18 protein-coding genes are annotated in these 20,324 nt (G+C 51.2%); 5 read left to right on the forward strand and 13 right to left on the reverse strand.

Annotation, left to right across the window (positions count from 1 at the left end; translation table 11 throughout):
• Nucleotides 1–99: 99 nt before the first annotated feature.
• Nucleotides 100–1,152 (forward strand): LGFP repeat-containing protein, encoded by a 1,053-nt coding sequence (locus Q4E93_RS19080; protein WP_303587907.1) that lies wholly within the window; start codon nucleotides 100–102, stop codon nucleotides 1,150–1,152.
• A gap of 15 nt (nucleotides 1,153–1,167) precedes the next feature.
• Here the strand turns inward: Q4E93_RS19080 and Q4E93_RS19085 are convergent, their stop codons facing one another.
• Nucleotides 1,168–3,603 (reverse strand): ABC transporter permease, encoded by a 2,436-nt coding sequence (locus tag Q4E93_RS19085; RefSeq protein WP_303587909.1) that lies wholly within the window; start codon nucleotides 3,601–3,603, stop codon nucleotides 1,168–1,170.
• A 309-nt stretch (nucleotides 3,604–3,912) separates the two neighbouring features.
• Between Q4E93_RS19085 and Q4E93_RS19090 the strand changes: the two genes are divergently transcribed.
• The 4 genes from Q4E93_RS19090 (at nucleotide 3,913) to Q4E93_RS19105 (ending at nucleotide 6,955) form a co-directional block, all read left to right on the forward strand.
• Nucleotides 3,913–5,169, forward strand: a complete 1,257-nt coding sequence (locus Q4E93_RS19090; protein ID WP_303587911.1) for a hypothetical protein — start codon at nucleotides 3,913–3,915, stop codon at nucleotides 5,167–5,169.
• Between the two features lie 92 nt (nucleotides 5,170–5,261).
• Nucleotides 5,262–5,582 (forward strand): ArsR/SmtB family transcription factor, encoded by a 321-nt coding sequence (locus tag Q4E93_RS19095; RefSeq protein WP_303587912.1) that lies wholly within the window; start codon nucleotides 5,262–5,264, stop codon nucleotides 5,580–5,582.
• Nucleotides 5,579–6,547: an SRPBCC domain-containing protein gene (locus tag Q4E93_RS19100; protein WP_303587914.1), complete on the forward strand. Its 969-nt coding sequence runs from the start codon at nucleotides 5,579–5,581 to the stop codon at nucleotides 6,545–6,547. The genes Q4E93_RS19095 and Q4E93_RS19100 overlap by 4 nt, the downstream gene beginning before the upstream one ends.
• Before the next feature lie 6 nt (nucleotides 6,548–6,553).
• Complete coding sequence (locus Q4E93_RS19105) at nucleotides 6,554–6,955, forward strand: DoxX family protein (protein ID WP_303587916.1); 402 nt, start codon at nucleotides 6,554–6,556, stop codon at nucleotides 6,953–6,955.
• Here the strand turns inward: Q4E93_RS19105 and Q4E93_RS19110 are convergent.
• From Q4E93_RS19110 to Q4E93_RS19165, 12 genes are all read right to left on the reverse strand, one after another.
• Nucleotides 6,925–7,395: a DoxX family protein gene (locus Q4E93_RS19110; RefSeq protein ID WP_303587918.1), complete on the reverse strand. Its 471-nt coding sequence runs from the start codon at nucleotides 7,393–7,395 to the stop codon at nucleotides 6,925–6,927. The two genes, Q4E93_RS19105 and Q4E93_RS19110, sit on opposite strands and share 31 nt — an antisense overlap.
• Nucleotides 7,396–7,416: 21 nt before the next feature.
• Nucleotides 7,417–8,328, reverse strand: a complete 912-nt coding sequence (locus tag Q4E93_RS19115) for a helix-turn-helix domain-containing protein (RefSeq protein ID WP_303587920.1) — start codon at nucleotides 8,326–8,328, stop codon at nucleotides 7,417–7,419.
• Between the two features lie 19 nt (nucleotides 8,329–8,347).
• Entirely contained in the window at nucleotides 8,348–9,190 is an 843-nt protein-coding gene (locus Q4E93_RS19120) for an oxidoreductase (RefSeq protein WP_303587922.1), read from the reverse strand.
• A 26-nt stretch (nucleotides 9,191–9,216) separates the two neighbouring features.
• Nucleotides 9,217–12,540, reverse strand: coding sequence for a sensor histidine kinase, YfiR-like protein-associated (locus Q4E93_RS19125; protein WP_489670899.1), 3,324 nt, complete (start codon nucleotides 12,538–12,540; stop codon nucleotides 9,217–9,219).
• Nucleotides 12,541–12,542: 2 nt separating this feature from the next.
• Nucleotides 12,543–13,106 carry a TOL_0243 family YfiR-like periplasmic protein gene (locus Q4E93_RS19130; RefSeq protein WP_303587926.1) on the reverse strand — a complete coding sequence of 188 codons (564 nt, stop codon included), beginning with the start codon at nucleotides 13,104–13,106 and terminating at the stop codon, nucleotides 12,543–12,545.
• The gene (locus Q4E93_RS19135) at nucleotides 13,094–15,034 is read right to left on the reverse strand and encodes a TOL_0244 family TonB-dependent receptor (protein ID WP_303587928.1); all 1,941 of its coding nucleotides are present in this window, start codon (nucleotides 15,032–15,034) and stop codon (nucleotides 13,094–13,096) included. Before Q4E93_RS19135 ends, Q4E93_RS19130 begins: the two co-directional genes overlap by 13 nt.
• Nucleotides 15,035–15,383: 349 nt before the next feature.
• Nucleotides 15,384–15,812 (reverse strand): response regulator, encoded by a 429-nt coding sequence (locus Q4E93_RS19140; protein WP_303587930.1) that lies wholly within the window; start codon nucleotides 15,810–15,812, stop codon nucleotides 15,384–15,386.
• Nucleotides 15,784–16,935: a hybrid sensor histidine kinase/response regulator gene (locus Q4E93_RS19145; protein WP_303587931.1), complete on the reverse strand. Its 1,152-nt coding sequence runs from the start codon at nucleotides 16,933–16,935 to the stop codon at nucleotides 15,784–15,786. The genes Q4E93_RS19140 and Q4E93_RS19145 overlap by 29 nt, the downstream gene beginning before the upstream one ends.
• A 15-nt stretch (nucleotides 16,936–16,950) precedes the next feature.
• A complete protein-coding gene (locus Q4E93_RS19150) occupies nucleotides 16,951–17,391 on the reverse strand; it encodes a response regulator (RefSeq protein ID WP_303587932.1) in 441 nt (146 codons plus the stop codon).
• A 13-nt stretch (nucleotides 17,392–17,404) separates the two neighbouring features.
• Entirely contained in the window at nucleotides 17,405–18,898 is a 1,494-nt protein-coding gene (locus Q4E93_RS19155) for a hybrid sensor histidine kinase/response regulator (RefSeq protein WP_303587935.1), read from the reverse strand.
• A complete protein-coding gene (locus Q4E93_RS19160) occupies nucleotides 18,891–19,472 on the reverse strand; it encodes a chemotaxis protein CheB (RefSeq protein ID WP_303587937.1) in 582 nt (193 codons plus the stop codon). The genes Q4E93_RS19155 and Q4E93_RS19160 overlap by 8 nt, the downstream gene beginning before the upstream one ends.
• 16 nt (nucleotides 19,473–19,488) lie before the next feature.
• Nucleotides 19,489–20,319 (reverse strand): CheR family methyltransferase, encoded by an 831-nt coding sequence (locus Q4E93_RS19165; protein ID WP_303587939.1) that lies wholly within the window; start codon nucleotides 20,317–20,319, stop codon nucleotides 19,489–19,491.
• Nucleotides 20,320–20,324: the final 5 nt, after the last annotated feature.

The following is a 20,324-nucleotide window of genomic DNA, read 5'->3' on the forward strand; positions in this document are numbered from 1 at the left end:
CATGCTGGTAATTTACCATACCTATGGGATTGATCGCCTTTTTTCGTTCCTATACATTTGTCAGTGATATCAATTGTAAAAAAGTAAAAAATAAAAAAAATGGCAACGTCAATCAGAAAACCAACGTCAACAATCGTCAATGGCAATCAGACGATACCAGGTTTCACCAGACAGGGGTCCCCTGTTTTCTATCCTGATAAACCTGTAGCGGAACTTCCTGCAACCACTGCGGCACGCAAGATCGATGAAAAATGGGCTTCATTAAAGGGGACCCCGGGATCTCCCAAAGTGCCGGGCCGCGCCGGCCTGGTGGCGGCGGGGGATGGGTTTTACAGAGAATATACAACCAATCACTCGAGCATTTATTATTCCGCCCTGGGCGTTTATCTCGTTTACGGTGCGATCGGACAAAGGTATGCCGAACTTGGCGGGCCCAACAGCTGGCTGGGATGGCCCTTGTCAGACGAACAGGATTTTACGGACGGCGGACGCGCCTCCAAATTTCAAAATGGCAGCATCTACTGGTGGCCGGATGTCGGCGCCATCGAGCTGGGGGAGGTTAGCGTCCGGTACGCCGGGATGTATTGCACCACCGAGATGGACTGGGATCAGGGCTCCAATTCTGACGAGCCTTATGCGATCTTTGGGGTGATAGGGGCGGATCAAATGCACACTGCGACCATCCGAACGACGATCTATGAGGACGTCGATTCGGGCGATTCAAGGCCTGACAATATTGAATTGTACAGGGGGGAACCAGAGGGGCTGAGTATATCGGTGCTGTTGATGGAACACGATGACTCCGATCCGGATAAATATAAAGAAGCGGTCAGGGCGGGCGTTGAACAGGCGTCAAAAGGGGTTGTATTGGGAATTGGCCAGATCCCGTATGTGGGAGATTTTTTGGCGCCTGTGGCCGAGGCGATCCTTAAAGCTGCTGCGCCGGATATCACCGATGCTATTAATTCGGGGCTGGATCTCAAAGATGACGTCATCGATTCCAGGACTTTCTTTATCTCCGCCAAGGACATGATCCGGATGACGCGCGTACCTGTCGGAAATCAGTATGGTATATTCTGGCATCTTGCCTCTCCGTTGCTTACGGGGGGTGGTGCACAATATACGGTTTACTTCAGCATGTCGGCCGTTTGAAACGGTCCGGGGCCGCTACTCCGAACGCAGGCTCTCCACGGGATTCATGGCCGCCGCCTTGAAGGTCCTGAGACAAAGGATGGCCAGGGCGATGAACAGCAGGGCGCCCCCTCCAGCGGCGAAGACCCACCAGCTGAGCTGGGTGCGATAGGTGAAATTCTCCAGCCATTTGCGGCTGCCCCACCAGGCGATGGGAAGGGCGATGAGGATGGCCAGCCCGATCAGTTTCAGAAAATCGCGGGAGAGCAGGAATATAAGCTGGACGACGGTGGCGCCGATGACCTTGCGGATGCCGATCTCCTTCGTGCGTTGGTTGGTGATATAGATGACCAGGCCCAGGAGGCCGAGGCAGCTGATGAAGATGGTGAGGCCCGTTGCCCAGGCCAGCAGGCGGGCGATGTTCTTTTCCGCGGTATAGAATTTGGCGATGGTGTCGTCGATGAACCGATATTCGAAATCGTCGTTCGGGTACACTGATTTGAAAGCCTTTTCCATCGCCGCGATGGTTTTCGGCCAGGCGCTGGGATTTTGTGGTTGCAGGGCGATGTTAAAAACGGTGGCCTTCCGCGTGCCGTTGGCGATGACGAGGGGTATGATCGCGTCATGGAGGGAGCGTTGGTGGAAGTCGGCGACGACGCCTGTGATACGGACCTTACCGTTCCAATTGATCTGTTGCCCGACGGCGTCCTCCGGGTGCTGAAAGCCCAGGAAATGCATATAGGACTCGTTGATCACCACCGCGTTGGTGGTGTCGCTCTGGGGAGCGGGGGCGCCGGCCAGCAGGCGGAATTTATAGATCCGGAAGTAATTGCTATCCCCCAATTTTACCTGTACATTTTTCTGGATCTCTTTTTTGCCATCGTTGTAGCTCATCCCGCTCGTCCATGTGCCGTTGGAGGATGGCGCATCGCTGGACTGACTGACAAGCACAATACCCGGCAGGGCTTTTAGCTTGCTGAGCAAGAGCGCCCGTTTTGGGGTTGTTTCAGCATAATTCGTGCGGAAAGTGAGGATGGCGTCCTTTTTAAAACCAAGGTCTTTATGGAGGCCATAGCTGATCTGTTTGGTAACGAGGAGGGTTGCGATGATAAAGACCTGGGCGATGACAAACTGGGAGACGGTGAGGGTCTTCCGCAGCCAGCTGGACCGGGTCTGGGCAGTGCTGGCATTGGCCTGGTTCTTCAACACCAGGACGGGTTTGTAAGCGGAGAGCACGAAGGCGGGGTAGAGGCCGGAGAGCAAGCTGACGGCGGCGACCAGGGCCAGCAGAAAGCCGATGACCTCCGGTTGGTGGAAGACATTGATATGAAAGTCTTCGGGGATAAAATCGGCGAAGACCTTTAGCAGCCAGGGGACCAGGGCGATGGAAAGGAGGGTGGCGATCAGGGTCAGCAGGAAAGTTTCCGAAAGGAACTGGAGGGCCAGTTGCCGGCGATGGCCGCCCATGGTCTTGCGGATACCGATCTCTTTTGCCCGCAGGGAAGCCTGGGCGGTGGTGAGGTTGATGAAGTTGATACAGGCCAGCAGGAGAAGGAAGGCGGCTACGGCCAGCAGGCCATAGAGCGTGGGTTTATGGGCCTGCCGGCTCTCATCGAATACGCCATAGTGTGGGTTGAAATGAAGATCGGCCAGGGGTTGCAGGTGGCAGTTTATGCCGCCATGCTCGTTGGGAGGGTTGTATTTTTTCAGGAGGCGATCCAGCTGTACATTGACTGCTGCAGTTGTTGTTCCCGGCGACAGGCGGACGAAGAGCTGGTCGGCCGAATTGATGCTGCCCCAATTGTTTATATCATCGGGTTTCAGGCGGCTGGTGTAAAGGGTCGATAAGGAGATAAACCCGCCGAAGTAGAAGTCCGAGTTGTCCGATAAGTCTTTTACAATACCGGTGATGGTGGCCTGGATGGTATCATCGAAGGCGATGGATCTGCCGATGATGTCCCCATAGCGAAGGCCGGGATAGTAGATCCGTGCATTCTTTTCCGTCAGGACGACCTGGTAGGGCGCCTCCAGCGAGGTGGCCGTGGAACCCGCGAGCCAGGTATAGTTGAGCAGCTTACAATAACGTGCGTCGGCATAGACCAGGTCTTTTTGTTTTTTCAGGACCAGTGGGCGGCTGGCGTCGGCGCCAGGGATGGTCACTTTAAGTTCGTCTAATGTCCGGAAGGGGGCCACCAATTCTATGCCCGTCAGTTCTTTTTGGATGGCTGGCCCCATGGGCACTGGCAGGCAGTTGTTATAAGATAACTGGCCATCATTTTTTGCGTCCAGGACCACCCGGTAGATGCGGGCGCCGTCCTTTTCAAATTTATCGAAGGAGAAGTCGAAATGGACGAGGAGAAAGATGATGAGGGAGGCGCTGATCCCGATGGAGAGGCCGAGGATGTTGATCAGGGAAAAGGTTTTGTTGCGCCAGAAGCTGCGGATGGCGACGAGGAAATAACTTTTAAGCATAGCTGTCGGAATGGTTGTCCGATTGGGCTCCAAAATAAATGCCATGAAATAGCGTGCTGGCTGTCAATTTCTTGTGGGGGTGCCAGCCTCCCTGATGTACGGTTTCGTTACAGCCGGTGTACCAATATGGAATGTCAGTCATTTATTGGCCAATTGAAGGTATCTTGCTATGTTTTAGCAATCATGTGGGATAAATGATACCGATCAATGGAGAGTCATAAGAATCAAAATTCCGGCATTTATTTACTTCCTTTCTGCCTGGGTATGACCGGTGTCCTTTTAAATTTGACTGCGTATTATCCTGGGTTCATGTCCCCTGATTCATTAGATATTTATGGACAGTCCATCAGCGGGCATTATGGAGATTGGCATCCGCCTTTGATGGCCTGGTTCTGGAGCCTTGCGAACAAGCTTTATCAAGGGCCGCAGGTGATGCTCCTGTTTCAGCTGGCTTTATTGTGGGCCAGTTTTTATTTTCTGGCTACAGGTTGGTTTTCATCCCGGCGCAGCCGCATCTGGTTGTTTTTGGGATTTCTGCTGGCGCCCTTTGTACAGAATTTTGCGGGATATATTATTAAAGATGCCCAGTTGGCTTTATCGTGGCTGGCCGGCGTCAGCATTATTGCCAGGGCTGCATCCAAGGACCGGCGCATGACCCTGGCGGAGGCGGTATTTTCATTTTTGTTCATTCTTTACGGAACAGTGGTTCGTATAAATGCCTTGCCAGGCGCAATACCTTTATTTTACCTATGGGTCGACCAGTCCTTCCCATGGAAAAGAGCAAGGTTTTGGAGAGCGGGGGCAGTCCTGCTGTTATTACTTTCCGCTATCGGCTGCCATTCCCTTTTAAATTATATATTAAAGCCGCAAAAACAATATCCCGAATACAAACTTTATCTGCACGACATGGCAGGTGTTTATGTAAGAACAGGGGAGAACTATTTTCCAACTTTTATCAACAGTTACCCGGGCTTTGACACCGTCTATCTGCGATCCAATTATACAACGGCCACTTTCGATGACCTCTATTGGAACCAGGAAAAAAAAATTTCCTTTCTCGCCTTGAATGACAGTACCTCGCATATTATCCGAAAAGCCTGGGTTCAAAGCATTTCGAACAACTTCGGCGACTATCTATATAACAGATGGGATGGCTTTCTCTATTTTTTGCGGATCAAAAAACGAACCTGGATAGTCACACTCAACGCTGTCGTTCCTCCCAACAACTTCGGAATAACTTTTAAACCGAATTTTGTTTCCCGGGCTTTTATATGGCTTATCAAGCTCCAGTCGGGCGCGCCTTATATGCGGCCATGGTGCTGGCTTCTCCTGAATGTCAGCATTTTCATTGCGGGCTTCTATATTTATAATGCCAGTATCAGGAAAATTGTTTTTGTATTAGCCTCCTCGTCATTATTGTATATGTTGTCACAGTTCTTCATTTTCCAGGTGGATACTGAATTCAGGTATTTTTACTGGAACTGCCTGTCTCTTTTCATTTGTATTTTCTATTTGATAAAAGACTGGCAATTAAAGAAAAACGCCTCCCTTCCTTCTTTTTTATAAAAAAATTTGCGAAACCAATTGGGTGCGCATATATTTGCAACCGTTCGGATGCATATTTTAACTTTCACTAAATGAGATGGGAGGTTAACTAAATGAGACGGGACATTTTCCAGGCCATTGCAGACCCGACGAGACGGGCTATCATCGCACTTATCGCTTTGCAGGCGATGACCCCCAATGCCATTGCCGAGCATTTCGATACGACGCGTCAATCCATATCCAAGCATTTGCGCATTTTGTCGGAATGCGATCTGCTGACAAAAAAACAGGAAGGCAGGGAGATCTATTATCAACTCCAGGTTGATAAAATGAAAGAGATCGACAAGTGGCTGAACCAGTTCAGGAAGATCTGGGAAAACCGCTTCAGCCAGCTGGACACCTTATTAGCTACCATCAAAAACACTAAAAAATGAATTCGAATTTGCTGTTTGATTTTACTGTAGACAAGGAAAAGAAAACCATCCACGTAACGCGGGAGTTTGCGGCCAACCTTACCCTGGTCTGGGATGCCTGGACGAAGCCGGAGCTGCTGGACCTTTGGTTTGCGCCCAAGCCCTACCAAACCAGGACGAAGTCGATGGACTTCAGGGAAGGCGGTTTCTGGCATTACGCCATGGTCTCTCCCGACAATGTCGCTCATTGGAACCGGACCGACTATAAAAAGATCGAATACCAAAAAAGCATTTCAGCGTTGGACGCCTTCGCCGACGAGGCCGGGAATGTCAATCCCGACTTCCCCCGCTCGCAATTCACCAACGTGTTCCGCGAGGATGCATTTACCACCACCGTCAGCATTACCATCGTCTATCAAAGTCTTTCCGATCTTGAAAAAGTGGTCCAGATGGGATTCAAGGAGGGACTTGCCATGACGCTGAATAACCTGGAGCAATACATCGAGGCGCAATTCAAATTAAGGAGCGCCTATAAGAAGGACAATGCACCCAGGGTTTGCACTTACCTGAACTTCCCCGGCAATACGGAAGAGGCTTTCCTGTTCTACCAATCTGTATTTAAGTCGGAATTTGCGGGTGGGGGGATCCAACGGTTTGGCGATCTGCCGGCAGACGCCGATCATCCGCCTGTTGCCGAAGCGTTGAAAAAAATGGTGCTGCACGTTGAACTTCCCATTACGGGCAATCATATTCTAATGGGAACAGATGCCCCTAAAGAAATGGGATTCACCCTGGTCCAGGGCAATAATATGCATATCAGCATCGAGCCTGAAACAAGGGAGGAAGCCACCAGACTTTTTGATCAACTATCGGTGGGCGGTAAGATCGACATGCCCATGCAGGATATGTTCTTTGGCGCCTATTTTGGTTCCTTTACTGACAAATATGGCATAAATTGGATGATCAATTTTCAAACCAAAAAATAATCCTACATGAAACCCAAAACGCTCAACATTCTTTACTGGGTCTTTACCATTCTTTTTGCATTGTTGATGGTGTTCTCCGCCGTGGGCGGCATAAAGCCCACCGCCGACGAGATCAAGATGATGCATGACGGTCTTGGCTACCCGATCTATTTTATTCAATACATCAGTATTGCCAAAGTGCTGGGAGCCATTGCTATTTTGATCCCAGGCCTCTACAGGATCAAGGAATGGGCCTATGCCGGATTGTTCTTCGACCTGGCCGGCGCCATTTATTCGGGCCTTGCCGCGTCGGGGAAATTCGATCCTATGATGCTCGTCATGCTCGTCTGGATCATTCCGGGCATTTTATCTTACTATTACTGGCATAAAAAAACGGGCTATGACGCAACAGCCCTCGGGGGCCAATAAGTCCATAGTACCGCAACCAGGCAGGCAATCAGCAGAACGCTGTATTCCATGCCGTTGGCCCCGGGACCGACGACATACCAGCCATGCGGGGCATGTTCCAGCCAGACGCCGGCGACGAGAATGACGAGATGGCCTATGCAGGCGGGCACCACCAGGCGGCGCAGGATCAGTAACACGCTGCTGGCGATCTGAATGACGATGATCGCCCAGACCCAGCCTACGCCAAAGGGAAAACCAATGGAGCTGAGGTAGCCTCCAAACCCGCGCACGCCTTCGGGGTCGAACAGGCCGTGCACACCGTGGGCCATGAGATTCAGCGCTGTCATTACACGAACAATATCCAGGCCGCGGGAGGCATCGCCGGGGACTGCATCGAACCATTTTTGTATCATCATAGATCTGTGTTTGCCCAAATCTATTTTCCCGGCGGGAGGAAGCATGTGCAGAAATGCTCAATTTTATCAGCTGGCTGCCTTGAAGTCGAGGGGTGGCAGGCCATAGGCGGTCCTGAATGCACGGCAAAAGGCGCTGGTATTCTGAAAACCGCACATCCAGGTGATCTCGTGCACGGGCATGGAGGACTGTTGTAATAACCTGGCCGCATGGGCGAGCCGCAGCCTGATGAGATATTGATGGGGCGTGGTCCGGAATACCGCCTTGAACTGCCGCACCAGCTGGGGGACTGACATACAGGCCAGGTGGCTGATGGAGGCCAGGTCCGGCTGCTCCATAAAATTGGAATGCAACAGGTCTTTGGCGATGCACAACCGTCGGTGGATCTCATTTCGGGTGGCTGCTTTGACGGCGCTTACCCGGCGGGCGCGTTCCGCCTCTTTTTTGTGGGTGCGGATCAAATGATGCAGCAAAAAGACCAGGCGCTCATCCACCATGTTGCTGTCATAGCCATTTTCATCCAATGCGTTTACAAGGCCCAGTAGCTTTTCCTCCAGCGAGGGGTCCGTGTCGTACAGCGTCTGGAAAAATTCCAGTGGCTGCCCGCCTGTTTCGAACGGGGTGTCCAGCAAATTTTCCTCCCTGCACAGTGCGTCCCTCAGTACGGCGGAAGCGAATTCATTCCTGAAAAAGACGGATACCGCCCTGACCTTAACGGCGCTATCCATCCTGCAGGCATATTCCTGGTCGTCGTTCAGGATGAGGAACTGCCCTGGCCTTACCACCAGCTGATGACGGTCTATGCCATACCATTCCTCTCCGCTGAATATGGTCTTAATGGACAGACAGCCTACGTGCCGCTGGCAATGGCTCTTGTAAGACGAGGCATTGAATATGATATTGCGCTGTTTGAACCTGCTGAAATGCAGCTGTTCGTCGAACGTGGGGTCAGTGTGATCGGGCAGCGTGGTGAAGTACATGGGTCCTTATTTTATTTAACTAACCATCTATTTTGGTGTCCACCGCCAGCTGCTCCCACGTCGCAAGCTCTTTCAAAAGATTTTCGCTGTGCTGTTTAATGGAACTGACCGCATCTTCGCCCAATTGCAGTCTCAACGGTGTGCTGGCGGCTGCCAGGGCCTTGTCGATGGCGGCGGCAGCTTTGAAGGGATCGCCAAATTGTGTGCCGTGCATGCTTTGGGCGAAATTCCTTATTGGCCCGACCGTATCTTTATAAGCGGAGATCTCCGGCATGAATCGCATGGCTGCGCCTGCCAGATCTGTTTTGAACTGTCCCGGCTCTACGATCAGCACTTTTATTCCCAGGGGCGCCAGCTCGGCGGCCAATGCCTCCGAAATGCCTTCCAGCGCAAATTTTGAGGCGGAGTAGGCGCCAAATCCGGGATAGGACAGCTGCCCGCCCAGGCTGCTGATGTTGACGATGGCGCCTGACTGCTGCTGTCTGAACAGGGGAAGGAGGGCGCGGGTCACGCTTACCGCACCGAAGAAGTTCGTTTCCATTTGTGCCCGTAATTCATTTTCAGGCGTTTCTTCCACTGCGCCCACGATACCGTACCCGGCGTTGTTGATGAGGACGTCCACCCGTCCAAACCGGCTCGTCGCCGCCGCCACTGCCCCGGCTACTTCGGTGCTGTCGTTGACATCCATCCGTAATGCTTCTACCTGGCCGGGCGCCAGCGCCTTGATACTTTCCAGCTTATCCAGCCGCCTGGCGGTGATCACTACGTTGTAACCCTGTTGAATGGCGTATTCTGCGAATGCTCTTCCAAAGCCTGTCGATGCACCTGTGATAAACCATACTTTTTTCACATTATTTCCCATCTTGGTATTTTTTGTGAAAATAGTAATTATTCCCGGTGCAACCAGACCCGCATTAAAGACAGCAACAGGTCCATATCTACCGGCTTTGAAATATAATCCGACATGCCTGCTTCCAGGCATTTTTCCCTATCGACCTTCATCGCCTTTGCGGTGAGGGCTATGATGGGCAGCTTGCCGAACTTATCCATTTTCCTGATCTCCCGGGTGGCCTCATAGCCATCCATTTCAGGCATCATTACGTCCATGAGAATGATGTCTGTATCGGGGTGCTCATTCAGCAGGGTGATAGCTGCCCTTCCATTTTCTGCCGTAATGCATCGCAATTCATCTTCCTCCAATGCATTCGTCAACGAGTAACTATTGCGCAGATCGTCATCAACGATCAATACTTTCCTATTCTTCAGCACTTCGTTTGATCCTTTGGGCTTTCCGGCGACCTGTTGCGTGTCGCCGGGCGGTGTGGATCCTCCGCGATGAAGAAAGAGTGCTACCTCATCCAGCAGCCGTTGTTTCGAATTAGCGGTTTTCAGGACGATGGTATCTGCCAGCTTGTTCAGGTAGGCGATCTGCTCTCTGTCCAGGTCTTTTCCGGTGTATACGATAATGGGCATTTTATCGAGACCATCGGTTGCTTTGATCTTTTCCAGCAAGTCAATGCCGCTCATATCCGGCAGGCCCAGGTCGACGATCGCGCAATCGAATTTTTCCTTTCGCATTATTTCGTATGCGTCACTCCCTCTGAATACCGGGAAGGACCGTATATCTCCGTTGCCGATGAGCTCACAGATCGCTTTGTTCTCCTGCTCGTTGTCTTCCACCACCAGCAGTTTTTTCAGCTTCCGCCGGATGAACTCCTCGATCCGGCTAAAGGCGGCCTGGATCGCTGGCTCCGAGGCTGGTTTTTTGATGAAATCAAAGGCCCCCAATGCGAGGCTTTCTTTTCTCCCGTCATATTCCGAGAATACCTGTACGGGAATATGCCTCAGGTCGGGACTGTTCTTCAACTGCCTGAGCACTTCGTAGCTGTCCTGGAGGGGGAAACACAGATCCAGCGTGATGATATGGGGCTGGTAAAACCTTGCCAGGCTTGGGCCGATGCCCGGCTGGTGGGTGAGTATACCCTTATAGTTCCTTTCTCTCAGGGAATCCAGGAGTAATTTTGCAAAAGGCTCGTCCTCTTCAATGATCAGGACGATCTTGTCATTTTCCCGGATGACGGACCTGTCATCCCCGGTGTCCGGGGCGGGAGGTAAAGAGGCTGGCTCAGACGTCATTAAAGAGGAGGCGGACGTTAGAGGAAGATAGCAGGTGAACCGGCTTCCCTTTCCTTCTTCACTTTCCAATACCAGCTCTCCGCCCAGCGCATGGGCCAGCTCCTGGCTGATGGAAAGCCCTAAGCCCGTGCCGCCATATTTCCTTTTGGTGGACCCATCCGCCTGTTGGAAAGCCTGGAAAATAATTTTCTGTTTGTCTTTCGGTATCCCGATCCCCGTGTCCGTAACGGAGAACGCTATTTGATCGCCCGGCGGGGCTACACTGATATTCAAAGTGACTTTACCGCCTTTGCCTGTAAATTTGAAGGCATTTGAAAGAAGGTTCCGGAGGATCTGTCCCAGCCGTTGTTTATCCGTATACAGGGAAGGAGAGAAGTTTTCGGTTGGTTGAATGATCGCAAAATCGATGGATCTGTTGTTGGCTATTTCAGTGAACATGGAACGAAGGTTGTCCGAGATCTCGTCGATATTTACCTGTTGCATATCCAGTTCGATCTTTCCCGCCTCTACCTTGGAGAGATCCAATATCTCGTCAATGAGATTCAGCAGGTCGGTGCCGGAATTGTGGATGTTTTGAGCGTATTCCTTTTCTTTTTCGACCGACATGGTATGCTTCTTATCCGCCAGCAGTCTGGCCAGAATGAGAATGCTGTTGAGCGGCGTTCGCAATTCATGTGACATATTGGCCAGGAACTGTGATTTGTATTGGGTGGTCAGCGCCAGCTCCCCGGCTTTTTCTTCCAGCACTTCATTCGTCTGCTGCAGTTCTTCCTGCTGGGCCTGCAGCTCTTCCGCCTGACGCTGGGTTTCCTCCAGGAGCTCTTTCAGGTGGGTCCTTGATTGCGATGAATTAAAGGCAATGGCGATATTCTCGGACATCAGGTCCAGTAGCTGCGAATCAATGTCTGAAAATGGATGGATGGATCCTATTTCAATGACGCCCTTTACGAAGCCCTCATACAGGAAAGGGTAGACGATGATATACTTTGGGGGAGTGTTGCCCATGCCGGAATTGATCTTCACATAGTCATCCGGCACCTCGCTGAGGAGGATCGCTTTTTTCTCCAATGCCGCCTGCCCTACCAGGCCTTCCCCGATCTTTATGATCCTTTGTTCCTGTTCCGCCTTGCTAAAGGCATAGCCGGCGACCCAATGGAGCTCATTGTTTCCTTCCCTCATGTAAACGGCACCTATTTGCGCCTTGAGGACCCGGGTGAGTTTGTTGATGATGTCCTGGGCCAGGGCTGGCACATCCTGAATGCCTCTGAGCGTATCGTTTATTTCTGAAATGCCTGTGAGCAGATGGTTCTTACCTTCCAATGCAACGGTGCGCTCTGCCACCTTTTGCTCCAGTGTCTGGGTGAGATCGTGCAAGTCCTGGTTCTTCGCCTGTATCTGGCCGAGCATGTAGTTGAAGGCATCGGTCAGCGAACCCAGTTCATCCTTGCCTCGTCTTGTAGCGCGCAGAGAGTAGTCACCCTTGTCGGAGATCACTTTAGCCGTCGCCGCCAGGGCAAGGATGGGCTTTGAAATACTTTTCTGGAGGATACTGGAAAGCAGGTATGCCAACAAGATGCACATGGCTATCACCGAGGCAACCACGATGCCATAGAGGCGGAACCGCTCATACATGGCTCCCAGGTCGGATCTCAGATAGAAGGTGCCCAGCTGCCTGGACTCCTGCATAACGGGCAGAAACAATTCCAGGTTCGAACGTACAAAACGATATCCTTCGGCTCCGGGCTTATCCGGGAAAGTGTCGCCGGCGGGGCCGCCGCGGTATTGGGAAAAGAGGCCACCGTCCTTATCATACAGGCAGGCGGCTGCGATATGTGGTTCGGCTTTCAGCGCGGCTAAAATTTCCTTTGCGTCTTCATGGTTCTCAAAGGCCAGTGCAGCTGAGCTATTGGCGGAAATTAATTTTCCTATCGTAGTGAGCTTCTCGATGGTCGTTTTCCGGAATGTGTAGTATTCATAGACAAAAAATGTTATGCAGGTGACCAGCAGCACGACGCCGCTGACGAAAAAAATGAATCTCATCAGCTTCTTTTGTATCGGTATGTCCCTGAATGGCATCGTCAGTTGTTTTTTACAGGGGAATAAATTTCGGCCAACCTCAGCAGCTTGGAACTTATGACCAGGTTGGCTTCTTTAGAGGGCTCGAGATTGATTTTTAGCTGTATTTTGTTGTTCCTGGTAAAGAACCGGATCATCCCTCCATGTTGTAAGAAATAGGGAGCATCGCTCACCGTAAGGGTGTTGTGCCCTTTTAAGCTTTCGACGACCTGGTCCAGCCTGGTTTCCGGCAGGTTGATGTACAGGATATGGCAGGTCTTGATCTCTTCCACCGTATTGTAATGCTGAACAAGGATGGGATGACCGTTCACCTTTTCGCCCAGCACAGTCTCTTTCAGATAGGAGCCAAAGGGGTCTTCTCCTAAAATACCGATGACCAGCGGGGCCTGCTCTGCAGGGAAAGAATGGGCAGGCCATTGGACAAACTGGCTAAAGTTGAAAAGGAAAACGGCTTTTATCTCATATTCAGGGCTGGCCGCAGATTGAGCGGACAAATGGGTCATGCTGTACGCCAGCAGCAACGAGATAGACAGAAATCGATATGCCGTGATCCTTACAACTGACATATGACCCTCCCGTAGATGCTGCGTGGTATTTGTGAAGAGCCGGTCTCCTTATGCTGGTCTTTCGTGAGATTTTGCCCGACCAGTGAAATCTCGAAGCGTTTGTATTGCCATGCCAGACGAAGGTCAAAAGTAAAGTAGGCCGGAATATGGGCCGTAAATGTCGAGCCTGGCAACTGGTCTGCATAACGGGCTACCAGGTCCAGCTGCAGATGACGGGGCAGGTCCATAATGGATTGAAGCAGGCATTGGTGCCGGGGATCGACCCCTTCGAAATCGACGCTTGCCGGGAGGACTTTCGGACTGGTGGGCCAGATGTTCTTTGAAAAATAGGTATACCCGCCGCGGAGGCGCCACCATTCCAATGCCTGGAAACTGCCGGACAGTTCGAATCCCCAGGATTCGGCACGCTGTGAGTTGGCCAATACCAATGGAACGGTAGGACTTGCATTCGAATCGATGCTCCGGATGTCATGATAGCGATTGTAAAAGGACGCCAGGGAGAGCGAGAGCCTGTCCAAAGGACGGACGCGATAGCCCAGCTCATAGGCAATGACTTTTTCCGAAAGGAATTTTAAGCGCCTTCTTATAAAGTCCGTGTCAAAACGCGTCGGCGTTCGTACCGCGCGCGAAACGGCCGTCCAGATGGTTTGTCGGCGATCCACCGTCCAGGTGATGCGTGCGCCGGGTTGGGTTTCGAAGCCGGAGTAAATATTATGGAGGAATTTGCTGCCGATGGTCAGCTTCAGGAAATTGGGAACAAACGTGATCTCGTCCTGGACAAATCCGCTGTACAGCGGCATGTTCCGGCTCAAAGGAAGAAGAGAGGCGGCTGCTTCATCCTCCTGCAACCTGTAACCTATGCCATACACTATATTATGCAACTTGCCGGCTGCAAAACGGTGCTGGATATCGATATCATAGGTGTTGATCCTATAGGAGAAGGGGGTGGCGGAGTGGGGCGTCGTTCGCCAGGTGCGGTCGAAATATGCCTGTATTTTCAGGTCCGAACTCCCGGAAAAAAGATGTGTAAAGCGCGCCAGCACATTCTGGCCATTCGTGACGGTGTGCTTTAGCAGGCTGTCTTTGTTGGCAACACCACTGTACAGATCGCCCTGCAGGGTAAAGGTGTTGGTTGCCGAGGGGTAATAATCCATACGGAAACCTCCCTGTGTCATGTTCCATGCGTCTTTGGCATTTATTCCACCGGCAAGCTCCGTATTTCGCTGGTCCAGGCGCTGTCCGTAAATGCGCACAAAGAGGGTGGAGTCTACGCGGGTGCCATACCGGACTTCGCCAAGGTCCTGTAGAAAAGAGCCCGCGGCCCCCGACAGATACCACCCCTGGGTTTCCCTCGCACTTTTGGTGATGATATTAATGACGCCATTCACGGCATTGGCGCCCCACAGCGTTCCTCCCGGGCCGCTGACCACTTCAATGTGGTCCAGGTCCTGCAGCAGCGTATTCTGCACGTCCCAGTATACGCCGCCAAAAAGCGGGGAATAAATACTCCGGCCGTCGATCATCACGAGCAGTTTGTTAGCGAGTACGCCGCCGGCCGAAGGCAGGCCGTTGAATCCCCGGGCGGTGATGGCCCAGTCATGTGAATTGGCCTGCTCCATCTGCAGATTGGAAACGAGCCGTAAGGCGCCGGGAAGTCTCGTTACGCCTGACCGGTGTATATCTTCTCCTGTTATTACCTGGACGGCCGACGCGACCTCCGCCAGTTTCTCCGGCCGCATGGAAACAGAGATCACCTCGGTGTTCATCAGCTCTTCCAGGCTCATTTTTTTCAATCGGGACGAGGACAATAAACTTTCCTGTCTTTGGGCAAAGACGGCATTAGACAGGAACGTAAGACTGAAGGTTAAAAGCACTGCAAATAAAGAGCGATTATACCAGGCTCCTTTTTTAGTTAAAGAGGTTGGCATATTACGGGTTTTTGTGGGAGAGGTAATAAGCGCATTCAGAACGGCCAAAGCGGTGATGTAAGGCCCGGAAATGCTTCCGAGCCTTTACCTCAGACCTTCGGGGGTTTTTCACAGTAAATTATTTCCATGAATGAGGTCCCGGGTAATAAGATCTCAGCTCTTAAAATAGCATGTAAGAGAATGTTGCTGACGGGCAGTGTTAAAAGTCAAAGTAGACCAGAGCGTTTCATCTGTGCGGAGAAAACAACAGATTTATTTAAGGGGGATAAAACTATAGATAAAACAAATATATGATATTTAAAGGTCAGTTACAAATCAAATCGTCGGAATATACACTTTACCGGGTCCATTAGTTGGCCGGCAGCCTGACGATGTTGAACCAGAAATCCTCGATGCACGTCACCACCGCATCGAACGAGTCAAATCCGAACGGCTTATTCACAAAGCAGTTGGCGTGTAATTTGTAACATTGGATGATATCCCATTCCGCCTGGGACGTGGTGAGGATGATCACCGGGATCACTTTCAATCTTTCGTCGCTTTTAAGGTCCGCCAATACTTCCGAGCCGCTCTTTGCCGGCAAGTTGAGGTCCAGCAGGATCAGGTCGGGCGTATTGGTGCCGGCAAACTTTCCTTTTTTATAGAGGAACTCCAATGCCTCCTCGCCATCGGTGGCCACCTGAACGTTGACGTCAAAACGGCTCTTCTCGAACGCTATCTGGGCCAGCAGCACATCCCCGGGGTTGTCTTCAACAAGAAGGATGTTGATCGGTTTCATTTATTGGAGGATTTAAGGTGAAATAAAATGTTGTTCCTTTTCCAGGTGATGATTCGAACCAGATCTTTCCACCATGTCTTTCCACGATCTTCTTGGCAATGGCAAGTCCGATACCTGTGCCCTCGTACTTTTCGTTGCCATGCAATTTCTTGAAGATGACAAATATCTTTTCCGAATATTGCTGATGGATGCCAATTCCATTATCTTCCACGGCAAACAGCCAGGAAGCATTGTGTTTACGGGCGCTTATGTTTATCACCGGTGTCTCGTCCTTTTTCCTGAATTTGATGGCATTGCCGATCAGGTTTTGGAACAGCTGGAGTATTTGACCGGGGTCTCCGGCAAGTACAGGCATGTTCTCGAAATGGATGATCGCACCGCTTTCCCGGACGCTGGCCGCCAGGTTTTGCAATGCGTCCCGTACGGTGGCGGCGATGTCCACCTGTTCGATGAGCCATTCCCTGTTCGTCCGTGAATAATTGAGCAGGTCGTTGATCAGCCGCTTCATGCGGGCGGCCCCTTCGACGGCATAGTATATATATTCATTGGCTTGCTCGTCCAGCTTGTCCTGGTATCGTTGCTGCAACAGTTGCAGGAAGCTTCCCACCATGCGCAGCGGTTCCTGCAGGTCATGCGAGGCAAGATAGGCGAACTCCTCCAGCTCCTTATTGGAACGTTCCAGCTCCCGGGCATAATTGGCCAGCTTTTCTTCCTGCTCCTTTTTTTCCCTGTGTTCCCAGTTCTCCTTCAACGCTCTGTCGATCTTCGGCACTACGGTGAACAATTTATCCTTCAGGACATAATCGGTAACGCCGGCCTTGATCAGCTCCACTGCATTTTCATCACCGATGGTGCCGGAGACGATGATGAAGGGCGTATCGGGAGCGATCTCTTTCTTGAGGTAGAAGGCTGCGGCGCCGTCGAATTCCGGAAGGACATAATCGGACAGGACGATGTCGGGCTTGAAATCCCTGAGGGCCTGCTCGTAACCTGTCCGTTCCTGCACCACTTCCGATGAATAATGCAAGCCTCCTTTTTTCAGCTGATATTGCAGCAATTCGATATCGTCCGGCTCATGTTCCAGGATCAGAATTTTTACGTTATGGTTCGATACAGGGTCCATGGCGCACCTTTATGGTTAATATGGCAATTGATTCATCATCAGCCAGTATAGTCCCATACCGGCTACGGTCTTCACGAACAATTCGAATTCAACGGGCTTTACGATATAACTGTTTACGCCCAGCTGATAGCTTTTAAGGATATCCTGCTCCTGGTTGGACGAGGTCAGCAGCACCACCGGTATCCGGCAGGTGCGGGCATCGGATTTCACCTGCTTCAGCACTTCGATCCCGTCTACTTTTGGCATTTTCAGATCCAGTACGATCAGCCTGGGCAATATTCCGAAGACCCGCTGGGAATAATGCCCCCTGCAAAAGATAAAATCGATCGCTTCCTCACCGTCTTTTAAGTGGATAAGGGAATTATTGATGCCATTTTTCCTCAGCGCCCGGATGGTGAGGCTTGCGTCATCCGGGTTGTCTTCCACGAGCACGATATCAACGCTGTCCAATGCCATAATCGGTCTAAATTTATTCAGTGATTGGTTTGGGAAGAGTGAAGAAGAAGGTCGCACCTTCATCCGGGCGTCCTTCCGCCCATACCCTGCCTCCATGTTTTACAATGATCCTTTGGACGATGGCCAGGCCGACGCCTGTGCCTTCGAACTCTTCGTTATCGTGCAAGCGCTGAAATACGCCAAAGAGCTTATGGGCATAGTCCATATTGAACCCTGCTCCATTGTCCTTCACAAAATAGATGCATTTCTCCTCTTTTACCAACGCGCCAATGTTGATCTCCGGCGTTTCTTTCTTCCGGGAATATTTGATGGCATTCGAGACCAGGTTCATAATGACCTGGTAAAGCAACACGGGATCTCCCTCCGCCGGGGGTAAAGATCCTACGTGGATCCTGGCTTTGCCCCGATCGACCTCGTCCAGGTCATTCAGGACCCGCTGGGTCAATTCCGTAAGGTTCACCGGGTACTTTGTCACCTTGCGCCGCCCTAATCTTGAAAACTCCAGCAGATTGTCGATCAAAACGCCCATTCTGCTGGCATTACCCTGGATCTTACCCAGGAGGCGGTGCAATTCATCGTTCAATTGCGTCTGATGGTCTTCCAGGATGATGCGGGAGTAACCGTTGATGCTCCTCAGCGGCGCCCGCAGATCGTGGGATACGGAATAGGAAAATGACTCCAGTTCTTTATTGGTTGCCTCCAGCAGGGCTATATTCCCTTCCAGATCGGCATTCAGCTGTTTGATCTCCCAGTCGGACTTTTTCTGCTGGGTGATGTCCCTGGCATTGGCGAACCAAAGACCGTCCTTATTCACGATATTCCAGTTGAGCCACCTGACGGACCTGTCTTTGCTATGGATCCGGATCTCAAAGGAAAACTTCTCTTTATTGGCACTGGACAGCCTTTGTATGGCCAGGCTATCTTCCTGTTCCAGGTAGGAAAGGACGGAAGTGTTCCTGATCTCGTCCACTGTATAGCCGAGCATGGGAGCCACTGCGTTGTTCACCTCTTCGAAATGCAAGGTCCGGGCATTGATGATGCAGATCAGGTCAGCCGAATTATTGATCAACAGGGCATATTTTTCAAGGATCAGGTTCTTCCTGATCAGCTCTTTCTTCTGGAGATGCAGCTGGAGCAGCACGGACACTTTTGCCTCGGTCACCGCCGCGTCAAGGGGCTTGTACAGGTAGTCTACCGCGCCTTCCTCGAATCCCTTTATCATGAACCGATGTTCTTTTTTTTCGGCTGAGGCGAATATGATGGGAATTTCCCTGGTCCTCTTATGGGATTTAAGTATCTGGGCCACCTCGAAACCATCCATATCAGGCATCTGGACATCCAGTATGATGAGGTCTATATCGGTATTAAGCACCGTCTTTAGCGCTTCCTTTCCGTTGGTAGCCTGGAGTATGTTCCTGCCGGGCCGGGACAATATCTGTTCCAGGGCGAATAGGTTATTCGCTTTGTCATCGACGATCAGGATATTTGCTACTTCGTTGTTATGCATGGTCAGTCCGGTTTTTCGCCAGCTGCAGTAAAAGATCTTTTATTTTGGCCGCGTTAAGAATGTGTTGTACGCTGCCCGTATCGATTGCCGCGCGGGGCATATCCGGGAAAAGAGCGGTCGCCGGGTCCTGCGCGATCGTCAATCCGCCCCGTTGCCTTACCGCCCGTATGCCTTCGGCCCCGTCCCGGTTGGCCCCCGTAAGAATGACCGCTACCAATTTATCCTTATACACTTCGGAAGCCGTCTCGAACAGCAGGTCGATGGATGGCCTGCTGAAATTCACCGGGTCATCGCAGGTCAGCGAAAAAGTATGGTCCCTTTCAATCAGCAGGTGGTAATCGGGAGGAGCGAAATACACCTTACTCCTATCTATTCTTTCTTTCTCGTTCGCCTGCCTGATGCTGATGACGCATTTGTCCTGCAGGACCTCTTCCAATAATGTCCTTTCGTCCTTCGACCTGTGCTGGATAACGATCAACGGCATCGGATAGTCTCCCGGCAACTCTTTCAGTATCCCTGAAAGGACCATGAGGCCTCCCGCGGATACGCCGATCACGACTGCTTCATATTGCATATTTCCTTTCGCTTTTTTATTGACCGGTCTTGATGAATATTCTTTCTTTCCTGTCTACTTCCTCGAAGTTCTTCCTGCTTTCGGCAAAGAGCAGCGATTCCTTATTGCCCAATGCAAGGAATCCAAACGGGCAAAGGCTTTCATAGAAAAGGTCGATCACCTTGTTCTGCAATTGCTGATTGAAATAGATCAGCACATTTCGGCAGCAGATCAGCTGAAATTCATTGAACGATCTGTCTGCGGCCAGGTTGTGCGCCGAGAAAACGATATTTTGCCGGAGCGATCTGTCCAACAGGGCGCCATCGTATTGCGACACGTAATAGTCGGAAAAAGAACGCTGCCCGCCCGCCTTCATATAATTGGACGTATAGCCCTTCATCTTCTTTAAATGATAAACGCCTTCCTTTGCCGTCTGCAGGGCCTTTTGATTGATATCGGTGGCATAGATGACGGACCTTTCCAATAGCCCCCTTTCTTTCAGGAGGATGGCTGTGGAATAGACCTCTTCTCCCGTAGAGGACCCCGCTATCCATATTTTTATAAAAGGATAGGTGGCCAGCCGGACGAAAACATTTTCCTGCAGGCTTTTGTAAAACGACGGGTCCCGGAACATCTCCGTTACGTTGACCGTCGTCTCCTGGATGAATTGCTCGAAAACATCCTCTTCTTCCAGCAGCGTTTTATTCAGCGCCCTGATGGAATTGAAATTATTGGCGCTCATAAAATGACGTATCCGTCTTCTTATGGAGGCTTCCGCATATTCCGTGAAATCATATCCGTAAACAAAACGGATAGATTCGAGCAATTCCTTTAATTCTTCGTTATCTGTCGCCGGGGTCTTATTCATCCTGG

This window comes from Flavitalea plasmicola (assembly GCF_030546645.1).
Taxonomy (GTDB): domain Bacteria; phylum Bacteroidota; class Bacteroidia; order Chitinophagales; family Chitinophagaceae; genus Puia.